The organism is Stenotrophomonas sp. YJH_SMC_133 (assembly GCF_059370655.1).
On sequence record NZ_JCAFTW010000010.1, the window covers coordinates 23,097 to 37,855 of the forward strand.

Below are 14,759 nucleotides of genomic sequence, written 5' to 3' on the forward strand. Positions count from 1 at the left end.
CCTCGCCATGCCCCAGACCGTCATCCCGCAACTGCGCATGCGCCACGCCGACACCACCCTGCCGTTCTACGTGCAGGGGCTGGGCTTCGTGGTCGACTGGGAACATCGCTTCGAACCCGGCTTCCCACTGTTTGCCCAGCTCACCCGCGACGGCCAGACGATCTTCCTTACCGAACACAGCGGCGACTGCGAGGTCGGCGGCGCGGTGTACTTCATCGTTGACGACGTCGACAGCCTGCACCGCGCCTTCGGTGCCGCCAACGTCCCAATCGAGCAGCCCCCGCATGACACCGAATGGGGCAGCCGCGAAATGCTGCTGCGCGACCCGGATGGCAACCGGCTGCGCTTCGCCACCCACACGGACTGAATGACGTCGGCTTGAGATGGATATACGGAACATATACGATTCGTATATTCATACTCGAGGGCCACCCATGGGCATCGTCAACATCGATGACACCCTGCACGACCAGCTGCGCCGTGCCTGCACCGTCTCCAGCCGTTCGATCAACGCCCAGGCCAACTTCTGGATCCGGGTCGGCATGCTGTGCGAGATGAACCCGACGCTGAGTTTCCAGGACATCGTCGCCAGCGAGCTGCGCGCGGCCGGCGTGCAGCCGCCGTTGTTGCCTCCGGGCCAGGTCTGAGCCGATGGGCATCATCAAGCGCCCCGACGAGATCGCGCTGATGGCCGAATCGGGTCGCCTGCTGGCGCAGGTGTTCGCCGCACTCGACCAGCTGCCGCTGCAGGGCCGCAGCACGATGGAGATCAACGAATTCGTCGAGCGCATGATCGTCGATGAGCTGCAGGCGCGGCCGGCCAGCAAGGGCCAGTACGGTTTCCCGTACGTGCTCAATACCTCGATCGACAACGTCATCTGCCACGGCGTGCCCAGCACCACCGACGTGCTGCGCAACGGCCAGATCGTCAACCTCGACATCACCCTGGAAAAGAACGGCTACATCGCCGACTCCAGCACCACCTACCTGGTCGGTGAGGTCGACTACGCCGCGCGCCGGCTGGTGCAGACCGCCTACCAGGCGATGTGGAAAGGCATCGCCGCGGTGCGCCCCGGCGCACGCCTGGGCGATATCGGCCACGCCATCGCCCGCCACGCACGCAGCCACGGCTACAGCGTGGTGAAGGAGTACTGCGGCCACGGCATCGGCCAGGAGATGCATGAGGAACCGCAGATCCTGCACTACGGGCATCCCAACACCGGCGTGGTGCTGGAAGAAGGGATGGTGTTCACCATCGAGCCGATGCTCAACCAGGGCAAGCCGGCCATCCGCCAGCAGCCGGACGAATGGCCGGTCTACACCCGCGACGGCAAGCTGTCGGCGCAGTTCGAGCATACCGTCGCGGTCACCGGCAGCGGCGTGCGCGTGCTGACCCTGCGCCCGGGCGAAACACCGTTGTGCGCGGTGGATGCCGCCTAGAGCGGGCGCAACAGCAACAGCATGGCAAGGCAGAGCATGAACATCGCCACGCCTGCATCCAGCACCCGCCACGCAGACGGCCTGCGGAACACCGGCTGCAGCAGCCGCGCGCCATAGCCCAGTGCACAGAACCAGGCCACACTGGCCACGCACGCACCGGCGGCAAAGGCCCAGCGCAGATCGCCCGGATAGCGCGTCGACAGGCTGCCGAGCAACACCACCGTGTCCAGGTAGACATGCGGGTTGAGCAAGGTGAAGGCCAGGCAGGTCAGCAGTACCTGGCGCCCACTGCCGCCCTGCGCCTCGGCGGCGGCCAGCGCGCTGCCACCTCGCCACGCGCGCAGGCCCGCCTGCAGGCCATACCAGAGCAGGAAGGCCGCACCACCGAAGCGCAGCACCTGCAGCAGCAACGGCCACTGCAGCACCAGCGCGCCCATGCCGCCCACGCCGGCCAGGATCAACGCGATATCCGCGCCGGCGCAGGCCAGCACCACCCTGCCCACATGACGTTGTTGCAGGCCCTGGCGCAGCACGAAGGCATTCTGTGCGCCGATGGCGATGATCAGGCCGGCGCCCGCGAAGAGGCCGGCGACGGTAGCGGCAATCCACATCGGGACAGGCCAGGCAGCGAGGGGACGCGCAGGGTGCGGCCAACAGCCTTGTTTAGACAAACTGATTTTTCTTTATCCTGCGCAGGAAAACTGAAGAGGCACCGGCATGGACCTGGTACACCCGCAACTGGCCGCGTTTGCCGCGGTGCTGGAGGAAGGCAGCTTCGAGGCTGCGGCACGCCGCCTGTCGATCAGCCCATCAGCACTGTCGCAGCGGATCAAGGCTCTGGAAGACCGGCTCGGGCAGGTGCTGGTGGTGCGCCAGGCGCCGTGCCGCCCCACCGCCGCCGGTGAGGCGCTGCTGCGCCGGGTGCGACCGATGCAGGCGCTGGAGGCCGAGGCATTGGCCGAGCTGCTACCCGAGCGTGGCAGCAGCGACGCTGCGCGCACCCCGATCCCGCTGGCGGTCAATGATGATTCGCTCGATACGTGGTTCGTGCCGGCCATCGCCGACCTGCACCAGCGCCATGGCTACCTGTTCGACCTGCGCATGGACGACCAGGACCACACCCTGCGGTTGCTGCGCGACGGCAGCGTGCTGGGTGCGGTCACCGCCGAAAGCCAGCCGGTGAAGGGCTGCAACGTGCACCCGCTCGGCGCCATGCGCTACCAAGCGATTGCTTCGCCCGGCTTCGCCCGCCAGTACTTCAGCGATGGCATGGACGCCACAGCACTGGCACGCGCGCCGATGCTGGTGTTCAACCGCAAAGATGAACTGCAGTGGCGCTTCGTGCGTCGTCTGACCCGCGCGCGGCTGCAGCCGCCGCTACACTACCTGCCCTCCTCCACCGGTTTCGTCGAAGCCGCCGCGTGCGGACTCGGCTGGGGCCTGGCCCCGGAAACCCTGGCCGCGCCCGCTGTGCGCGCCGGCCGCGTGGTGGTACTGGAACCCCGCCGCTGGCTCGATGTGCCGTTGTACTGGCAGCATGCCGCCGTGCGCTCAAGCACGCTGCAGCACATCACCCAGGCGCTGCGTACTGCGGCCAGCGGCACCCTTCGTTGAGGAAAGACCGATGACCGCAGACCCGGGCTTCACACCATGCGCACTACCGTTTGCGCACTTCTTTACCACTGGGACGGCATGGGCGTGATCGGCCGACGTACAAGGATGCACCGCGCGAAAGTCGCGTTGACCCTGGCAGCCTGCCTGCCGCTTGCGGCGGCAGCGCAGAGCAGTGCCGATGCACCCGCACTGGACTGGGAACAGGCGCGGCAACGCCTGGAGCAGGTCTCCGATGCGCTGGCCGCTGCCGATGCAGCCGTTCGCAACAAGCAGGACCTGCAGGACGCCACCCGGCTGCTGCGCCTGCCGGAGATCACCGGCGAAGTGCGCCGCCTGCAGTTCCAGAAGACGCTCACTCTGCCGCTGGGCTCACTGGCGCCGGTGGCTGAAGCCTTCGGCATCGATTCGCCGCTGTCGTTCACCGAGCGCGACTGGCGCACCCGTCCAGTGGTCACTGCGGTGCTGCCGCTGTACACCGGCGGCGTGATTCCGGCCGCGCAGCGTGCGGCCAGTGCCGCCCACGAACAGGCCAGCGCCGAGCGCGAAGCACAACGTCAATCGCTGACCGTGCAGCTGGCCCAGGCCTACTTCGGGCAGCGCCTGGCCGAGCAGGCGGTGGACGTGCGCCGTGACGTGCGCGATGGCCTCAACCGCCACCTGTCCGATGCAGAGAAGCTGGAACGCGAGGGTTTCGCCACCCGCGCCCAGCGCCTGCAGGCCACCGTGGCCCGCGACAAGGCCGAGCGCGAATACCAGAAGACAGTGAACGACCTGGCCACGCTGAAGGCCGCACTGGCCACGCTGCTGCGCAGTGGTGGCGAGGTGCAGCCGGTTTCGCCGCTGTTCGTGCAGCGCGTGCCGCTGGAACCGGTGGCCAGCTTCGAGCGTACTGCGCAGGCGCGCCAGCCGCAGATCGCACGCCTGCGGGCCATGGTGGCGCAGGCCGAACAGGGCGTGCGCGTGCAGCAGGCCAAGCTGAAACCGCAGATCTTTGCCTTCGGCCAGTACGACTTCCGCCGCCGCGACGAAATGCTGACCGATCCGGACTGGGCGTTTGGCATCGGCCTGAAGTACACCTTCCTGTCGCCGAACTCGCGGCCGGCGCAGATCAGCGCCGCGCGCGCGCAGCAGGACCAGGCCGAAGCGGGCCTGCGCGAGGCCGAGAACCAGGTCGCGCTGGGCGTGCGCAAGGCCTGGAACGAACTGGAAACCGCGCGCCAGCAGTACGTGCTGCTCGACAGCAGCATTGCCCAGGCACAGGAAAACCTGCGCCTGCAGGAGCTGGCGTTCCGCGAGGGCCAGGCCACCTCGCTGGATGTGATCGACGCGCGGCTCGGCCTGGGCGGTGCCCGTGTAGAGCGCGCACAGGCCGCCTACCAATACGATATTGCGCTGGCACAGTTGCTGGAGGTCAGTGGACAGATGGACCGTTTTGAAGAATTCCGGCGCCGTGCGGACGAGGTGATCGACCATGAGTGATGTGCTGCACGACGATGCGACAACACCCCCGGCCAAGCGCCGCCTGGGCCCGATCCTGGTAGTGGTGCTGCTGGTCGCGGTGGTGCTCGGCCTGTGGCTGGCCTGGCGCAGCCCGGCCGACCAGATCCAGGGCATGGCCGACGCGGACACCATCAACGTGGCCGCCAAGATCACCGCGCGCGTGGCGGAGTTGAAGGTGCGCGAGGGCGACCGCGTGCAGCCCGGGCAGGTGCTGTTCCTGCTCGACAGCCCCGAAGTGGCCGCCAAGGAACAGCAGGCGCACGGCGCATTGGCCGCCGCACAGGCGGTGGCCGACAAGGCCGACGAAGGCGCGCGCAGCGAAGACATCCGCGCCGCCGAAGCGAACTGGAAGCGCGCCGAAGCCGGTGCGACGCTGGCCGAAGCCACGTACCAGCGCGTGCAGAACCTGTTCAACGAAGGGGTGATGACCCGGCAGAAGCGCGATGAAGCGCATGCCCAGGCCACCAGTTCGCGCGAACTGGCCCGTGCCGCGCGCGCGCAGTACGACATGGCGTTGGCCGGCGCACGCGAGCAGGACAAGCGTGCCGCGCAGGGCCAGGTGCAGCAGGCGCAGGGCGCGGTGGCCGAAGTCAACGCCGCCCGTGCCGAAGTCGAAGGACGCGCGCCGGTGGCGGGCGAGATCAACAAGCGCATGGCCGACCCGGGCGAGCTGGTGCCGGCCGGCTACCCGGTATTCACCCTGGTCGACATTGATCGCATGTGGGTGGCGATGAACCTGCGCGAATCACAGATGCAGGGCCTGAAGGTCGGCAGCAAGCTGCAGGGCAACGTGCCGGCACTCGGCCTGGACGGCGAGTTCGAGGTCTACTTCATCAACCCTGCCGGCGACTATGCGACCTGGCGTACCACCCGCCAGTCGTCCGGCTACGACGTCCGCAGTTTCGAGGTGCGGGTGCGCCCGGTACGCCGCATCGAGGGCTTCCGCCCCGGCATGAGCGTGCTGTTCGCATGGCCCCAGCACTGAGCCCGGACCGCAACGGCTTCGCTGCTTCCTGGCGGCGCGAGCTGCAGTCGCTGCGCGGCAACCGTGCCGACCTGCTGCTGGTCACCGTGCTGCCCCTGCTGATGCTGGCGGTGATGGCGTGGATGTTCTCGCCGTCGGTGATGCGCGACATCCCCATTGCCGTGGTCGACCTCGACCACAGCAGTGACAGCCGCCTGCTGCTGCGCATGCTCGATGCCAGCCCCGGCGTACGCATCGCCAGCCAGCCGGCGGACCTGGAGGACGCGCGTTCGCAGCTGCGCAGGCTGGACGTGTTTGCCATCGTACTGGTGCCGCGCGATGTCACCCGGCAGGCGCTGCGTGGACGCCAGGGCACGGTGTTCGCCTATTACAACGCCACCTACATGACCACCGGCCAATCTGCGTCGCGCGATATCGGCGACGCAGTCTCGGCCTGGAACGCACGCCTGCTGCGCGAACGCATCGGCCTGCAGGTCGGCCCCGGCAAGCTGCGTGCGGCACCGATCGCGGTGCAGTCGGACATCCTGTACAACCCTGCGCGCAGCTACGAGTTGTTCCTGCTGCCGCTGATCTTCCCTGCCGTGCTGTCGCTGGTACTGGCACTTGCGGTCGCCGGCAGCCTCGGCCGCGAGATCCGCGACGGCACCCTGCCCGCTTGGCTGGGTCGAACGCCGTGGTCGGCGATTGCCGGCAAGGTCGCGCCGTACATCCTGCTGTTTTCGCTGTATGGCGCGCTCGGCATCGGTCACCTGGCCTGGCTGCGCGGCGATGGTGTGGCCGGCAGCGTGCTCCTGCTGCTGCTCGCACAGCCACTGTTCTACCTGGCCACGGCCGCCTACGCGTTGTTCTTCGTCGGCGTCACCCGCGACATGGGTACCGCGCTGTCCGCGGTCGGCCTCAGCATCGGCACCGCACTGGCGTTCTCCAGCGCTACCTTCCCGGTCCTGGATGGCCCCCTGTTCACCCGCATCTGGCATCAGCTGCTGCCACTCAGCGCCTACATCAAGCTGCAGACCCAGCAGCAGATCATCGGTTCGCCGCTGCAGGTTTCGGTGTGGCCGTTGGCCACATTGCTGCTGATGGCGGTGGTGGCAGGAGGCATTGGCGGCCTGCGCCTGATCGCCTTCGCGCGCAGGCCGGAAGCCGCGCAGCCTGCGGGAGCCGACGCATGAGCGCACTCTGGCGCAGCCTGCGGCAGACCCTGATGGCGGTGCTCTGCGACCGCTACGCGATCGTGGTGATGGTCGGCGCGGTGATCCTGTATTCCTTCTTCTACCCGGCCGCGTACCGTCACCAGGTGGCCGGCAACCTGCCGGTGCTGGTAGTGGACCAGGACCACAGCGCGACCAGCCGCGAGCTGCTGCGCAAGCTCGATGCACTCCGCGTTGCACGCGTGGTCGGGCAACCGGCGGACATCGACAGTGCGCGCCAGCAACTGGAAGCCGGCCACGCCGAAGGCATCGTGCTGATCCCGGCCAACCTGGAGCGCGACATCCTGCGCGGCCACCCGGCCAAGCTGGTGCTGCTCGGCAACGGCGCCTACCTGGGCCGTGCCAGCTGGGTGCTGGGCAGCGTGGCCGACGCACTGGGCGCGTTCGGGCGTGACGCCGTGGTCGGCCAGGCCGCCTTCATGGGCGCGCCACAGGCGCCGCCGGTCACCCTGGTGCAGCGCCCGCTGTACAACACCCAGGAAGGCTATGGCAGCGCCATCGTGCCCGGCGTGGCCGAGCTGATCGTGCACCAGACCCTGCTGATGGGCATCGGCGTGCTGCTCGGTGGTCGTCGTCTGGCACTCGGCCGGCGCCTGCGCTTCGACCTGCCGACCCTGGCCGGCATGGCGATGGGCTTCGGCCTGATCGGCCTGTTCGGCCTGTTCTGGTACGCCGGGTTCACCGCCTGGGTGCAGGACTATCCGCGCGGCGGGAACCCACTGGGCCAGCTGCTGGGCGGCACCCTGTTCATCGCCGCTACAGTGGTTTTCGGCCTGTTCGTCGGCAGCTTCTTCCGCACCCGCGAACGCGCCTTCCAGTACATCATCGCCACCTCGATCCCGCTGTTCTTCCTGGCCAACCTGTCGTGGCCGGCAGTGATGACGCCGCAACCGCTGGTCTGGCTGGCGCAGCTGCTGCCTACCACCTCCGGCATCAACCTGATGGTGCGGCTGAACCAGATGGACGCCAGCCTGGCCGACGTCAGCCACGAACTGATCACCCTCACCGTCCTGCTGCTGCTCTACGGCAGCCTCGCCACCTGGCGCCTCCTTGCAAAAAAGGGGACGGAGGGGATTAAGTCGTAAACGGCCGGTTTGGGGGATTGCGACTTAATTCCCTCCGTCCCCTTTTTCCTGCAACGAAGAACGCCGGCGTGGGGCCGGCGTTCGGGTACTGCGGTGTGGAAGGGGAAACGAGGTCTGGCTGTGACCGATCAGCGGTAGACGCGTTCGCAGCGACGTTCAACCACGCGGTCACCGTTCTTCTGCTGCTGGTTGCCTTGGATCTGGCGGCCGGCCGCGCCACCGGCCACGGCGCCGGCCACGGTTGCAAGCTTCTTGCCGTTACCGCCGCCCACCTGGTTGCCCAGCAGGCCGCCGATCACTGCGCCGGTAGCGGTACCCGTGATGCGGTTCGGATCGCGCGAGTTGCGCTGCACTTCCACGTTCTTGCAGACCACGCGGCTGCCGTCATTGAACTTGCGTCCCTCATCGCGCGGCCCATACGTCTGCGCACCGGCCACCGGCGAAGCCGCCAGCAGCGTGCCCAGCACAAGCAATCGGGTCGAGGTCTTCATGGCCATCTCCTGAGTTCCGGTATGGCGCAAGTGTCCTCCTGCGGTTGGCAACCGGAAGTGAAATGCGCGTGTCCACCGCCTCATCGGCCATCGCGCGTTCAGGAAGAAATCCGCGCCCATCACGATCAGCCATCGTGATGGGCGCTGTCTTCCTACCGGCATTGCCCTCTGCTAGAACTCTTCCCAACCGCCCGCATTGGCGGCCAGCGTCGGTTCCATCCGCGGCGGCAGCACCGCCGGCCGGCGTACCGGTGCAACCGATGCCGCCACGGCTGCCAGCGCCGGGCGGACCGCTGCGGCGGCGGTCACCGCCCCCGTGCGGAACACCGAAACTGCCTCGGCCAGCAGGTTGGCCTGCTCCTCCATGGAGCGTGCCGCCGCGCTGGCTTCTTCCACCAGCGCCGCATTCTGCTGCGTGGTCTCGTCCATCTGCACCACCGCCTGGTTCACCTGTTCGATACCCGAGCTCTGCTCCTGCGAGGCGGCAGAGATATCGGCCATGATGTCGGTCACGCGCTGCACCGAGGCCACGATCTCGCCCATCGTGGTGCCGGCCTGACGAACCAGCGCCGATCCATCGGCGACCTTGCCGACCGAATCCTCGATCAGGCCCTTGATCTCCTTGGCCGCACCGGCCGAGCGCTGCGCCAGCGTGCGCACCTCACTGGCCACCACCGCAAAGCCCCTGCCCTGCTCGCCGGCACGAGCAGCTTCCACCGCCGCGTTCAAGGCCAGGATGTTGGTCTGGAACGCGATGCCGTCGATGACGCTGATGATCTCGGCGATCTTCTTCGACGAGGCTTCGATGGCCGACATGGTGGTGACCACCTGGCCGACCACCTCGCCGCCCTGTGAGGCGACGCCATGCGCACCGATGGCAAGCTGGTTGGCCTGGCGTGCGTGCTCGGCGTTCTGTTTCACGGTGGAGGTCAGTTCCTCCATCGACGCAGCCGTCTCTTCCAGGTTCGCCGCCTGCTGCTCGGTGCGCCGCGACAGATCGTTGTTGCCCGAAGCGATCTCGCCTGCCGCCAGGTTGATGCTGGACGCGCTGGACTGGATACGGCCGACAATCTGCTTGAGCTGATCGACGGTGGCGTTGCAGTCATCACGCATGCGGGCGAACACGCCGTGGAAGTCGCCCTGCATGCGTACAGTGAGGTCACCGCGCGAGATCGCCTGCAGCAGGGTCGACACCTGCACCAGGTTCTCGTCGGTGGTCTGCATCAGGCGATTGAGCCCGGCCACCATGTCGCGGAAATCATAGGCGAAGCGATCTTCATCGCCGCGCAGGCTGAAGTCGCCGGCGGCTGCGGCCGTCGCCAGGCGGCGGATCTCACCGTTGATCGCCGACAGGCTGGTCTTGGTTTCGTCCATGGCCTGGGTGATTGCGGCCTTCTCGCCCGGCAACGGATCCATGTCCACTGACAGATCACCGCGGGCGTAATGCTTCATTACTTCGATCAGCCGGTTCTGCACCTGCACATGCGAGCCGACCAGCGCATTGGTCTCGTGCACCATGCGCCCGTAGTCGCCAGGAAAAGCACTCTCGTCCATGCGATAGCTGAGGCTGCCCGCGTCGTGCTGGCGGGCCAGCTCGCCCTGCGCCGCCATCACCGACTGCAACTGCGCCTGCATGCGCTGCATCGACCTGAGCAGCTGCGTCACCTCATCGTTGCCGGACGCGTCGATGCTGTTGTCCAGCCGCCCGTTGGCGATGCCGTCGGCCAGCTTCACCGCACCTTCCAGCGGGCGGGTCAGGCTGCGGGTGATGGCCCACGCGGCCAGCGAGCCCAGTAGCAGGCTCAACGCGCCGAACACGATCGACAACGTGCCTGTCCAGGATTCGGTTGAACGGTATTCCTCGCGACTGCGCTCGGTCAGTGTCTCCTGATGCCGCAGCAGGGTCGAGATCGCCTCATTCCATGCGGTGGCCAAGCCGTGCTCGGCGAGCAGTTCCTTGGCCGCGCCGTTGAAATCACCGGCCTTCATGCGCTCGTGCAGATGCTGGGTGGAGGCGTCGGTGGCCTTGCGTGCCGCGTCGATTTTCGCCACCAGGGCATCACCAGTGGCGTCGCGTGGAATCTTGATGTACTTGGCCCAGATACCGTCGTAGGTCTGCGACAGCTCCTGCGCCTTCTGATAATCCTTGTCGAAATCCTCACCGCGCTTGATCACCATCAGCCGGCGATGCATCAGCACCGCGTTGTTGGTATCCAGCATGTCGTTCAACAGCCGCATCTTCACCATGTTGACGTCCACCACTTTCTCGAACTGGGCGGACTTCAGGTGGTTTCCGTACAGCACGAGGCCAACGATGGCCACGATGAACAGCAGCAGCAAACCGAACCCGGCACCCAGCCGGGATCCCACTCGAAGGTTGCGTAAGGCGAGCATCTCAATTCCCTTGATCATGGCCGTATGATCGATGGCGGCGCAGGCAGGGGAAACTTTATGGGTCGATATTATTATATCGATCTAAAACTCTGGAACTGTGCAGACAGGTGTGAAATCAGAAAACCCACGAACGCGTTATATCCATAAGGCATATCGCCATGTGTACCGAGAATGGGATCAGGCCCGGGCCTGCCGCCCCGGCATCCAGCATTACGGAGCAGCAGGCCCCGGGAAGACCAGATCCTTCCCGAGCCTTGCCGCATAGATGCTCTCGAACTGGAAGGAGAGCACAAACCGGAACTCGCACGCCGCAGCGTAACGATTGATGAAGCGGCAGATTTCCTCCCAGGCACTTTCAAACCCGCTCGCGCGGAAATGAAACGAGCCGAGCAGGCCGACCTGCCACTTGGCTTCAATCCCTTCCGCAACGACAGCTTCCGGCGGGTCGACGATGCTGAATCCGAAGCCGGTGTTGGATGCTGGAAGATATCCACGCAGGCCGTCGGCACCGTCGGAGTACGGCCTGGATCGAGTCCAGAGCGCGCAGCACGAAACCCAGATCGGCACCGGCTTCGACTCAAGCAAGCTTCATCAAAGCTCGGTGTCGTTACAAGCCCTGACCCATTCGTCAGGATCATCGGGCGCCACCGACATGAATCGGACTACTACGTCCACTGTTCACGGCCATCTGCGCCGATCCAAACCAGACCCGCCGGAGCATCGGTCAAGAACCAGAGGCCGAATCCATCGATATCATCTTCACCAGGATTTTCGGGCCAAGCGTTTGAGATTAGCGTCAGCTGCTCCCTCCAGTCGCCTTGCAAGAACACCCCGTCCGTTGCAAGCCTCACTTTCCCTTCCCTCAACAAACGACCCATCAACTCGAAGAACGCGTCTTTTCTTTCGGAGATCCCAACACCTCCCATTTCCATCGTCATGTGCTGCCAGACGGCACCCATTGATAACCCAAACGAAGAAGTCACCACTGCACAATGAATCCCGTCTTTCATTTGAACTTCACCTCTACTCGCTTTCCATTATTTATGGATTTATCCTGCACATCAATTGTCCAACTAGCACCAGTCTTCTGCGCGCTCGTTGAAAAATCTCTAAGAGTTATCTTTGCACCAGAGCTCGTGGTTGCCGTATAAAGAAGACCCTTTCCAGGTACGACCTTCGCGACAGGCATGCGATCAGTTCCAGTCAGCTGTCTGAAATACAGCATGACATCGGATGTGCTTGCACCAATATAAACCGGAGCACCCGTACTGACTTGAGCATCGGCCTTCAAGACCTTTGAACCAAGATTAAGCTGAAAATCCTTAGGATCCAATGACTTGCTATTGTATTGGTGTGCGAGGTCATCAATTCGCTTTTGCGAGTACGCCTGAAGAACGGATTCAGGTTGTTTGAGAGACAAATCGGGCAGTTCCCGGCTTGGGCGCCCAGCCATCCATCTGCCCGCCCGCACCACCACTGATGCTGCCGGAGCTGGCCGTATAGTCCATGTGGTTCTGCAGGTCGGTGAATGTCAGCGAGCCCGCAGTCAGTTCACTGTTGCCCGCATGGGTGCTGGCAATCGCCCCGCCCACCAGATTCACGTGACCGGCATCCACGTGATAGCCACCGTTTCCTGCAAACAAGCCGCTCTGCTGGCCGACGCCCTGGTAGTTGCCCTCGGCCTTGCCTGCGCTGGCGTAGCCATCGGCGTTCCACGCGTTGCCGAAGGCCACCTGCACGCGGCCGCCCACCTGGCTGTTCCTGGACATGCTCTCGGCAATGTCCTGCAGCGATTCGATGGTCAGCGTGCCGCCGGTCTTGACGTCGATGCGGTCAGCCGTGGCGGTCGCGCCGCGCAACGTGGCGTCACCCTCGGCCTTCAGCGAGATGTTCTGGCCGGTCAGCGTGGTGTTCTGCCAGGTATTGCTGTCCGAGTTCGCCTTGCTGCTGCCCACGCTGGCTTCGGCATACACATACACGCCCGTCTGCGCCCCCACCACAACGCCAACGCCCACTTCGGCGCCGGCATTGCTGCTCTTGCTGCGGTCTGCCACGTGCGCCTTGCCTGCTTCCAGCAGAATGTCGCCGGCCGAATCCAGACTGAGCGTGTTGCCTGCACTCAGGTTGCCCTGCACCACATGGATGTCGCCCTGGGTGCTGGTGAGGTTGACGTTGCCGCCGCCCTGGATGGTGGAGCCACGCGAAACCATGCTGCTGCCATCTGCACTGCTGTTGGCGGTCTTGAAGCCGATGCCTGCTTCAGCACGGAACAGTTCGCCACTGCCGCCACGGCCGGACAGTGCCGAGATCGCACTGGCTGCCTGATACGCGTTGGCGCCCGCTGCCATGCCCTGCATCTTCTGCAGGCGATCATCGGACTGACGGGCCGCGTCCACGTTGTTGATCAGGTCGATCAACGGCGACTTCACCCGCGCGAACACGCCGATCTTCAGGTCCTTGTCGCTCTGCGAGTAGTGGCCGCTTTCGTCGGCGGTCAAAAGCTCGATCTCGGCGGCGGTGATGTTCACGTCCTTGGTCGCCACCACGTTGCTGACGGTCTGCGTGTACTTGCCGCCAGCCGTCAGGTTTACGCTGCCGCCCAGGCTGCCGATGCTGCTGGCCACCTGTGACACCTGCGCGCTGTCGTCCTGGTGCTGCTCGCGGTGCCAGCCGGAGAACTTCTCGGTATCCGATATCTGTACCGTGCCGATCGCCTTGCTGTCCGACGTATTGGCGTTGCTGACCGTATCCTGCCCGCTGCGGACCCGCAGATCACCGGCCGCACGGATGTTCACGTCCTTCTCGGCGGCGATGTTGGCTGCGGTCAGGCTGATGTTGCCCTCGGTGGTGGCCATGCGCACGCCGCCGCCGACCGACAGCTGCGTGCCAGTGATGGTGTCACTGCTACCGCTGCCCTGGCTCTGCGAGTTGTTGGTACCGAACGGCAGGCCGCTGGTTGTTGGCAAAGCCCCAGCCCTTGCCGCGGCTGCTGCTGTCGCTGCGCTCGGTGTTGTGGGCCACGTCGAACACGATGTCCTTGGTGGCCAGCAGCACAGCGTTGCCCTCGGCCGACATCTGCGTGCCCTGGCTGAGGATCGAGCCGCCGTTGGCAATCAACGTGAGATCGCCGCCTGCAGCCAACTGGCTGACGCGGGCATCACTGGTCGAATGGCTCTGTTCGCTGTTGGTGCGCTGGCTGCCGGCAGTCACCACGGTCGAAGTGGTGGCCGCGCGCAGGCCGGAGGCTGCGCCTTATATTCATAAGGTATATCGCCACGTGAAGCGAGGTGAAATCAGGCTAGGAGCTGCGACCGGGTTGTCGGGCGTTACGGGCAGCAGACCCCGGGAAGACCAGATTCTTCCCGAGCCTTGCTGCATAGGCACTCTCGAACTGGAAGGAGAGCACAAAGCGGAATCCGCACGTCACGGCGTAGCACTTGATGAAGCACACAGCACTCCATCTGAGGTCGTACCTACTTCTTGCTCATACGCGGCTTGCGGCTTGCTGCATCCAGTCACTGTCAAATGGCCCACCCTGTATCAGTGCCGACCCATGCTCCTGCTGTTTCACCAGATAAAAACCGTCGCGTGCATCAAGGCATCACAGGCGCCCATCCACGGAAATTGACCCCCAAGATGGAGCAATTGAATTCTCCTCAAGATAGGTCTCAAGATCCCGGAACGGGGAAACGCCGATGTCACTCAAAGAAAACCATACAGCATCACATTCGTCGCAGACAAAAATCTGAACCCCACTCTCCTTGACACGAGCCTCAAACACATCACCCTGCTCACAACGCGGGCAGACCATACATCTTCACACTGTACACGCAGAAATTATTCCCTTGACCATGCAAAATAGCCCCGCCATTACGATGAATGCTTTTAGACCTCCAAACAAGGCCACTATTGCCAACCTGTCGATGCCGCACCGCAGGTCTGACAGCGAATCCTATTTTCACTTCGAACTTCGAATTACGAATACTTACAAATATTCATCCGAAACATTCTTAAGCTGCTCCTCCCAGTTCCATTGATC

16 protein-coding genes are annotated in these 14,759 nt (G+C 64.8%); 8 read left to right on the forward strand and 8 right to left on the reverse strand.

All coding sequences use genetic code 11. The features are described 5' to 3' along the window. Nucleotides 1-7: 7 nt before the first annotated feature. The 3 genes from AC5P78_RS15065 (at nucleotide 8) to map (ending at nucleotide 1,440) form a co-directional block, all read left to right on the forward strand. Complete coding sequence (locus AC5P78_RS15065) at nucleotides 8-367, forward strand: bleomycin resistance protein (RefSeq protein ID WP_024958234.1); 360 nt, start codon at nucleotides 8-10, stop codon at nucleotides 365-367. A gap of 67 nt (nucleotides 368-434) precedes the next feature. After that, the gene (locus AC5P78_RS15070) at nucleotides 435-647 is read left to right on the forward strand and encodes a ParD-like family protein (protein WP_005408659.1); all 213 of its coding nucleotides are present in this window, start codon (nucleotides 435-437) and stop codon (nucleotides 645-647) included. A 10-nt stretch (nucleotides 648-657) separates the two neighbouring features. After that, nucleotides 658-1,440: a type I methionyl aminopeptidase gene (gene map / locus AC5P78_RS15075; protein ID WP_171956620.1), complete on the forward strand. Its 783-nt coding sequence runs from the start codon at nucleotides 658-660 to the stop codon at nucleotides 1,438-1,440. On the opposite strand, the gene AC5P78_RS15080 is transcribed toward map, so the two are convergent. Next, nucleotides 1,437-2,051 (reverse strand): LysE/ArgO family amino acid transporter, encoded by a 615-nt coding sequence (locus AC5P78_RS15080; RefSeq protein ID WP_012479552.1) that lies wholly within the window; start codon nucleotides 2,049-2,051, stop codon nucleotides 1,437-1,439. The two genes, map and AC5P78_RS15080, sit on opposite strands and share 4 nt — an antisense overlap. 106 nt (nucleotides 2,052-2,157) lie before the next feature. Here AC5P78_RS15080 and AC5P78_RS15085 point away from each other — a divergent pair, with 106 nt between their 5' ends. The 5 genes from AC5P78_RS15085 (at nucleotide 2,158) to AC5P78_RS15105 (ending at nucleotide 7,835) form a co-directional block, all read left to right on the forward strand. Further along, nucleotides 2,158-3,054, forward strand: a complete 897-nt coding sequence (locus AC5P78_RS15085; protein WP_012479551.1) for a LysR family transcriptional regulator ArgP — start codon at nucleotides 2,158-2,160, stop codon at nucleotides 3,052-3,054. Nucleotides 3,055-3,132: 78 nt separating this feature from the next. Beyond that, nucleotides 3,133-4,533, forward strand: coding sequence for a TolC family protein (locus AC5P78_RS15090; RefSeq protein WP_043035548.1), 1,401 nt, complete (start codon nucleotides 3,133-3,135; stop codon nucleotides 4,531-4,533). Next, a complete protein-coding gene (locus AC5P78_RS15095; protein WP_043035549.1) occupies nucleotides 4,526-5,539 on the forward strand; it encodes an HlyD family secretion protein in 1,014 nt (337 codons plus the stop codon). The genes AC5P78_RS15090 and AC5P78_RS15095 overlap by 8 nt, the downstream gene beginning before the upstream one ends. Further along, nucleotides 5,524-6,711, forward strand: a complete 1,188-nt coding sequence (locus AC5P78_RS15100; RefSeq protein ID WP_201864051.1) for an ABC transporter permease — start codon at nucleotides 5,524-5,526, stop codon at nucleotides 6,709-6,711. Before AC5P78_RS15095 ends, AC5P78_RS15100 begins: the two co-directional genes overlap by 16 nt. Beyond that, complete coding sequence (locus AC5P78_RS15105) at nucleotides 6,708-7,835, forward strand: ABC transporter permease (protein ID WP_005412689.1); 1,128 nt, start codon at nucleotides 6,708-6,710, stop codon at nucleotides 7,833-7,835. The genes AC5P78_RS15100 and AC5P78_RS15105 overlap by 4 nt, the downstream gene beginning before the upstream one ends. 128 nt (nucleotides 7,836-7,963) lie before the next feature. Here AC5P78_RS15105 and AC5P78_RS15110 read toward each other — a convergent pair whose 3' ends face one another. The 7 genes from AC5P78_RS15110 to AC5P78_RS15140 form a co-directional block, all read right to left on the reverse strand. Next, nucleotides 7,964-8,332, reverse strand: a complete 369-nt coding sequence (locus tag AC5P78_RS15110; protein WP_012479547.1) for a glycine zipper 2TM domain-containing protein — start codon at nucleotides 8,330-8,332, stop codon at nucleotides 7,964-7,966. A 165-nt stretch (nucleotides 8,333-8,497) separates the two neighbouring features. Further along, nucleotides 8,498-10,720, reverse strand: a complete 2,223-nt coding sequence (locus AC5P78_RS15115) for a methyl-accepting chemotaxis protein (RefSeq protein WP_414498536.1) — start codon at nucleotides 10,718-10,720, stop codon at nucleotides 8,498-8,500. Between the two features lie 210 nt (nucleotides 10,721-10,930). Then, nucleotides 10,931-11,305, reverse strand: a complete 375-nt coding sequence (locus tag AC5P78_RS15120) for a hypothetical protein (RefSeq protein WP_216655110.1) — start codon at nucleotides 11,303-11,305, stop codon at nucleotides 10,931-10,933. An 80-nt stretch (nucleotides 11,306-11,385) separates the two neighbouring features. Beyond that, nucleotides 11,386-11,730 (reverse strand): DUF596 domain-containing protein, encoded by a 345-nt coding sequence (locus AC5P78_RS15125; protein ID WP_024958502.1) that lies wholly within the window; start codon nucleotides 11,728-11,730, stop codon nucleotides 11,386-11,388. Then, the gene (locus tag AC5P78_RS15130) at nucleotides 11,727-12,140 is read right to left on the reverse strand and encodes a hypothetical protein (RefSeq protein WP_141097972.1); all 414 of its coding nucleotides are present in this window, start codon (nucleotides 12,138-12,140) and stop codon (nucleotides 11,727-11,729) included. Before AC5P78_RS15130 ends, AC5P78_RS15125 begins: the two co-directional genes overlap by 4 nt. Beyond that, the gene (locus AC5P78_RS15135) at nucleotides 12,121-13,686 is read right to left on the reverse strand and encodes a hemagglutinin repeat-containing protein (protein WP_065183078.1); all 1,566 of its coding nucleotides are present in this window, start codon (nucleotides 13,684-13,686) and stop codon (nucleotides 12,121-12,123) included. The genes AC5P78_RS15130 and AC5P78_RS15135 overlap by 20 nt, the downstream gene beginning before the upstream one ends. Then, the gene (locus AC5P78_RS15140; RefSeq protein ID WP_065183079.1) at nucleotides 13,625-13,933 is read right to left on the reverse strand and encodes a hemagglutinin repeat-containing protein; all 309 of its coding nucleotides are present in this window, start codon (nucleotides 13,931-13,933) and stop codon (nucleotides 13,625-13,627) included. The genes AC5P78_RS15135 and AC5P78_RS15140 overlap by 62 nt, the downstream gene beginning before the upstream one ends. Nucleotides 13,934-14,759 lie beyond the last annotated feature (826 nt).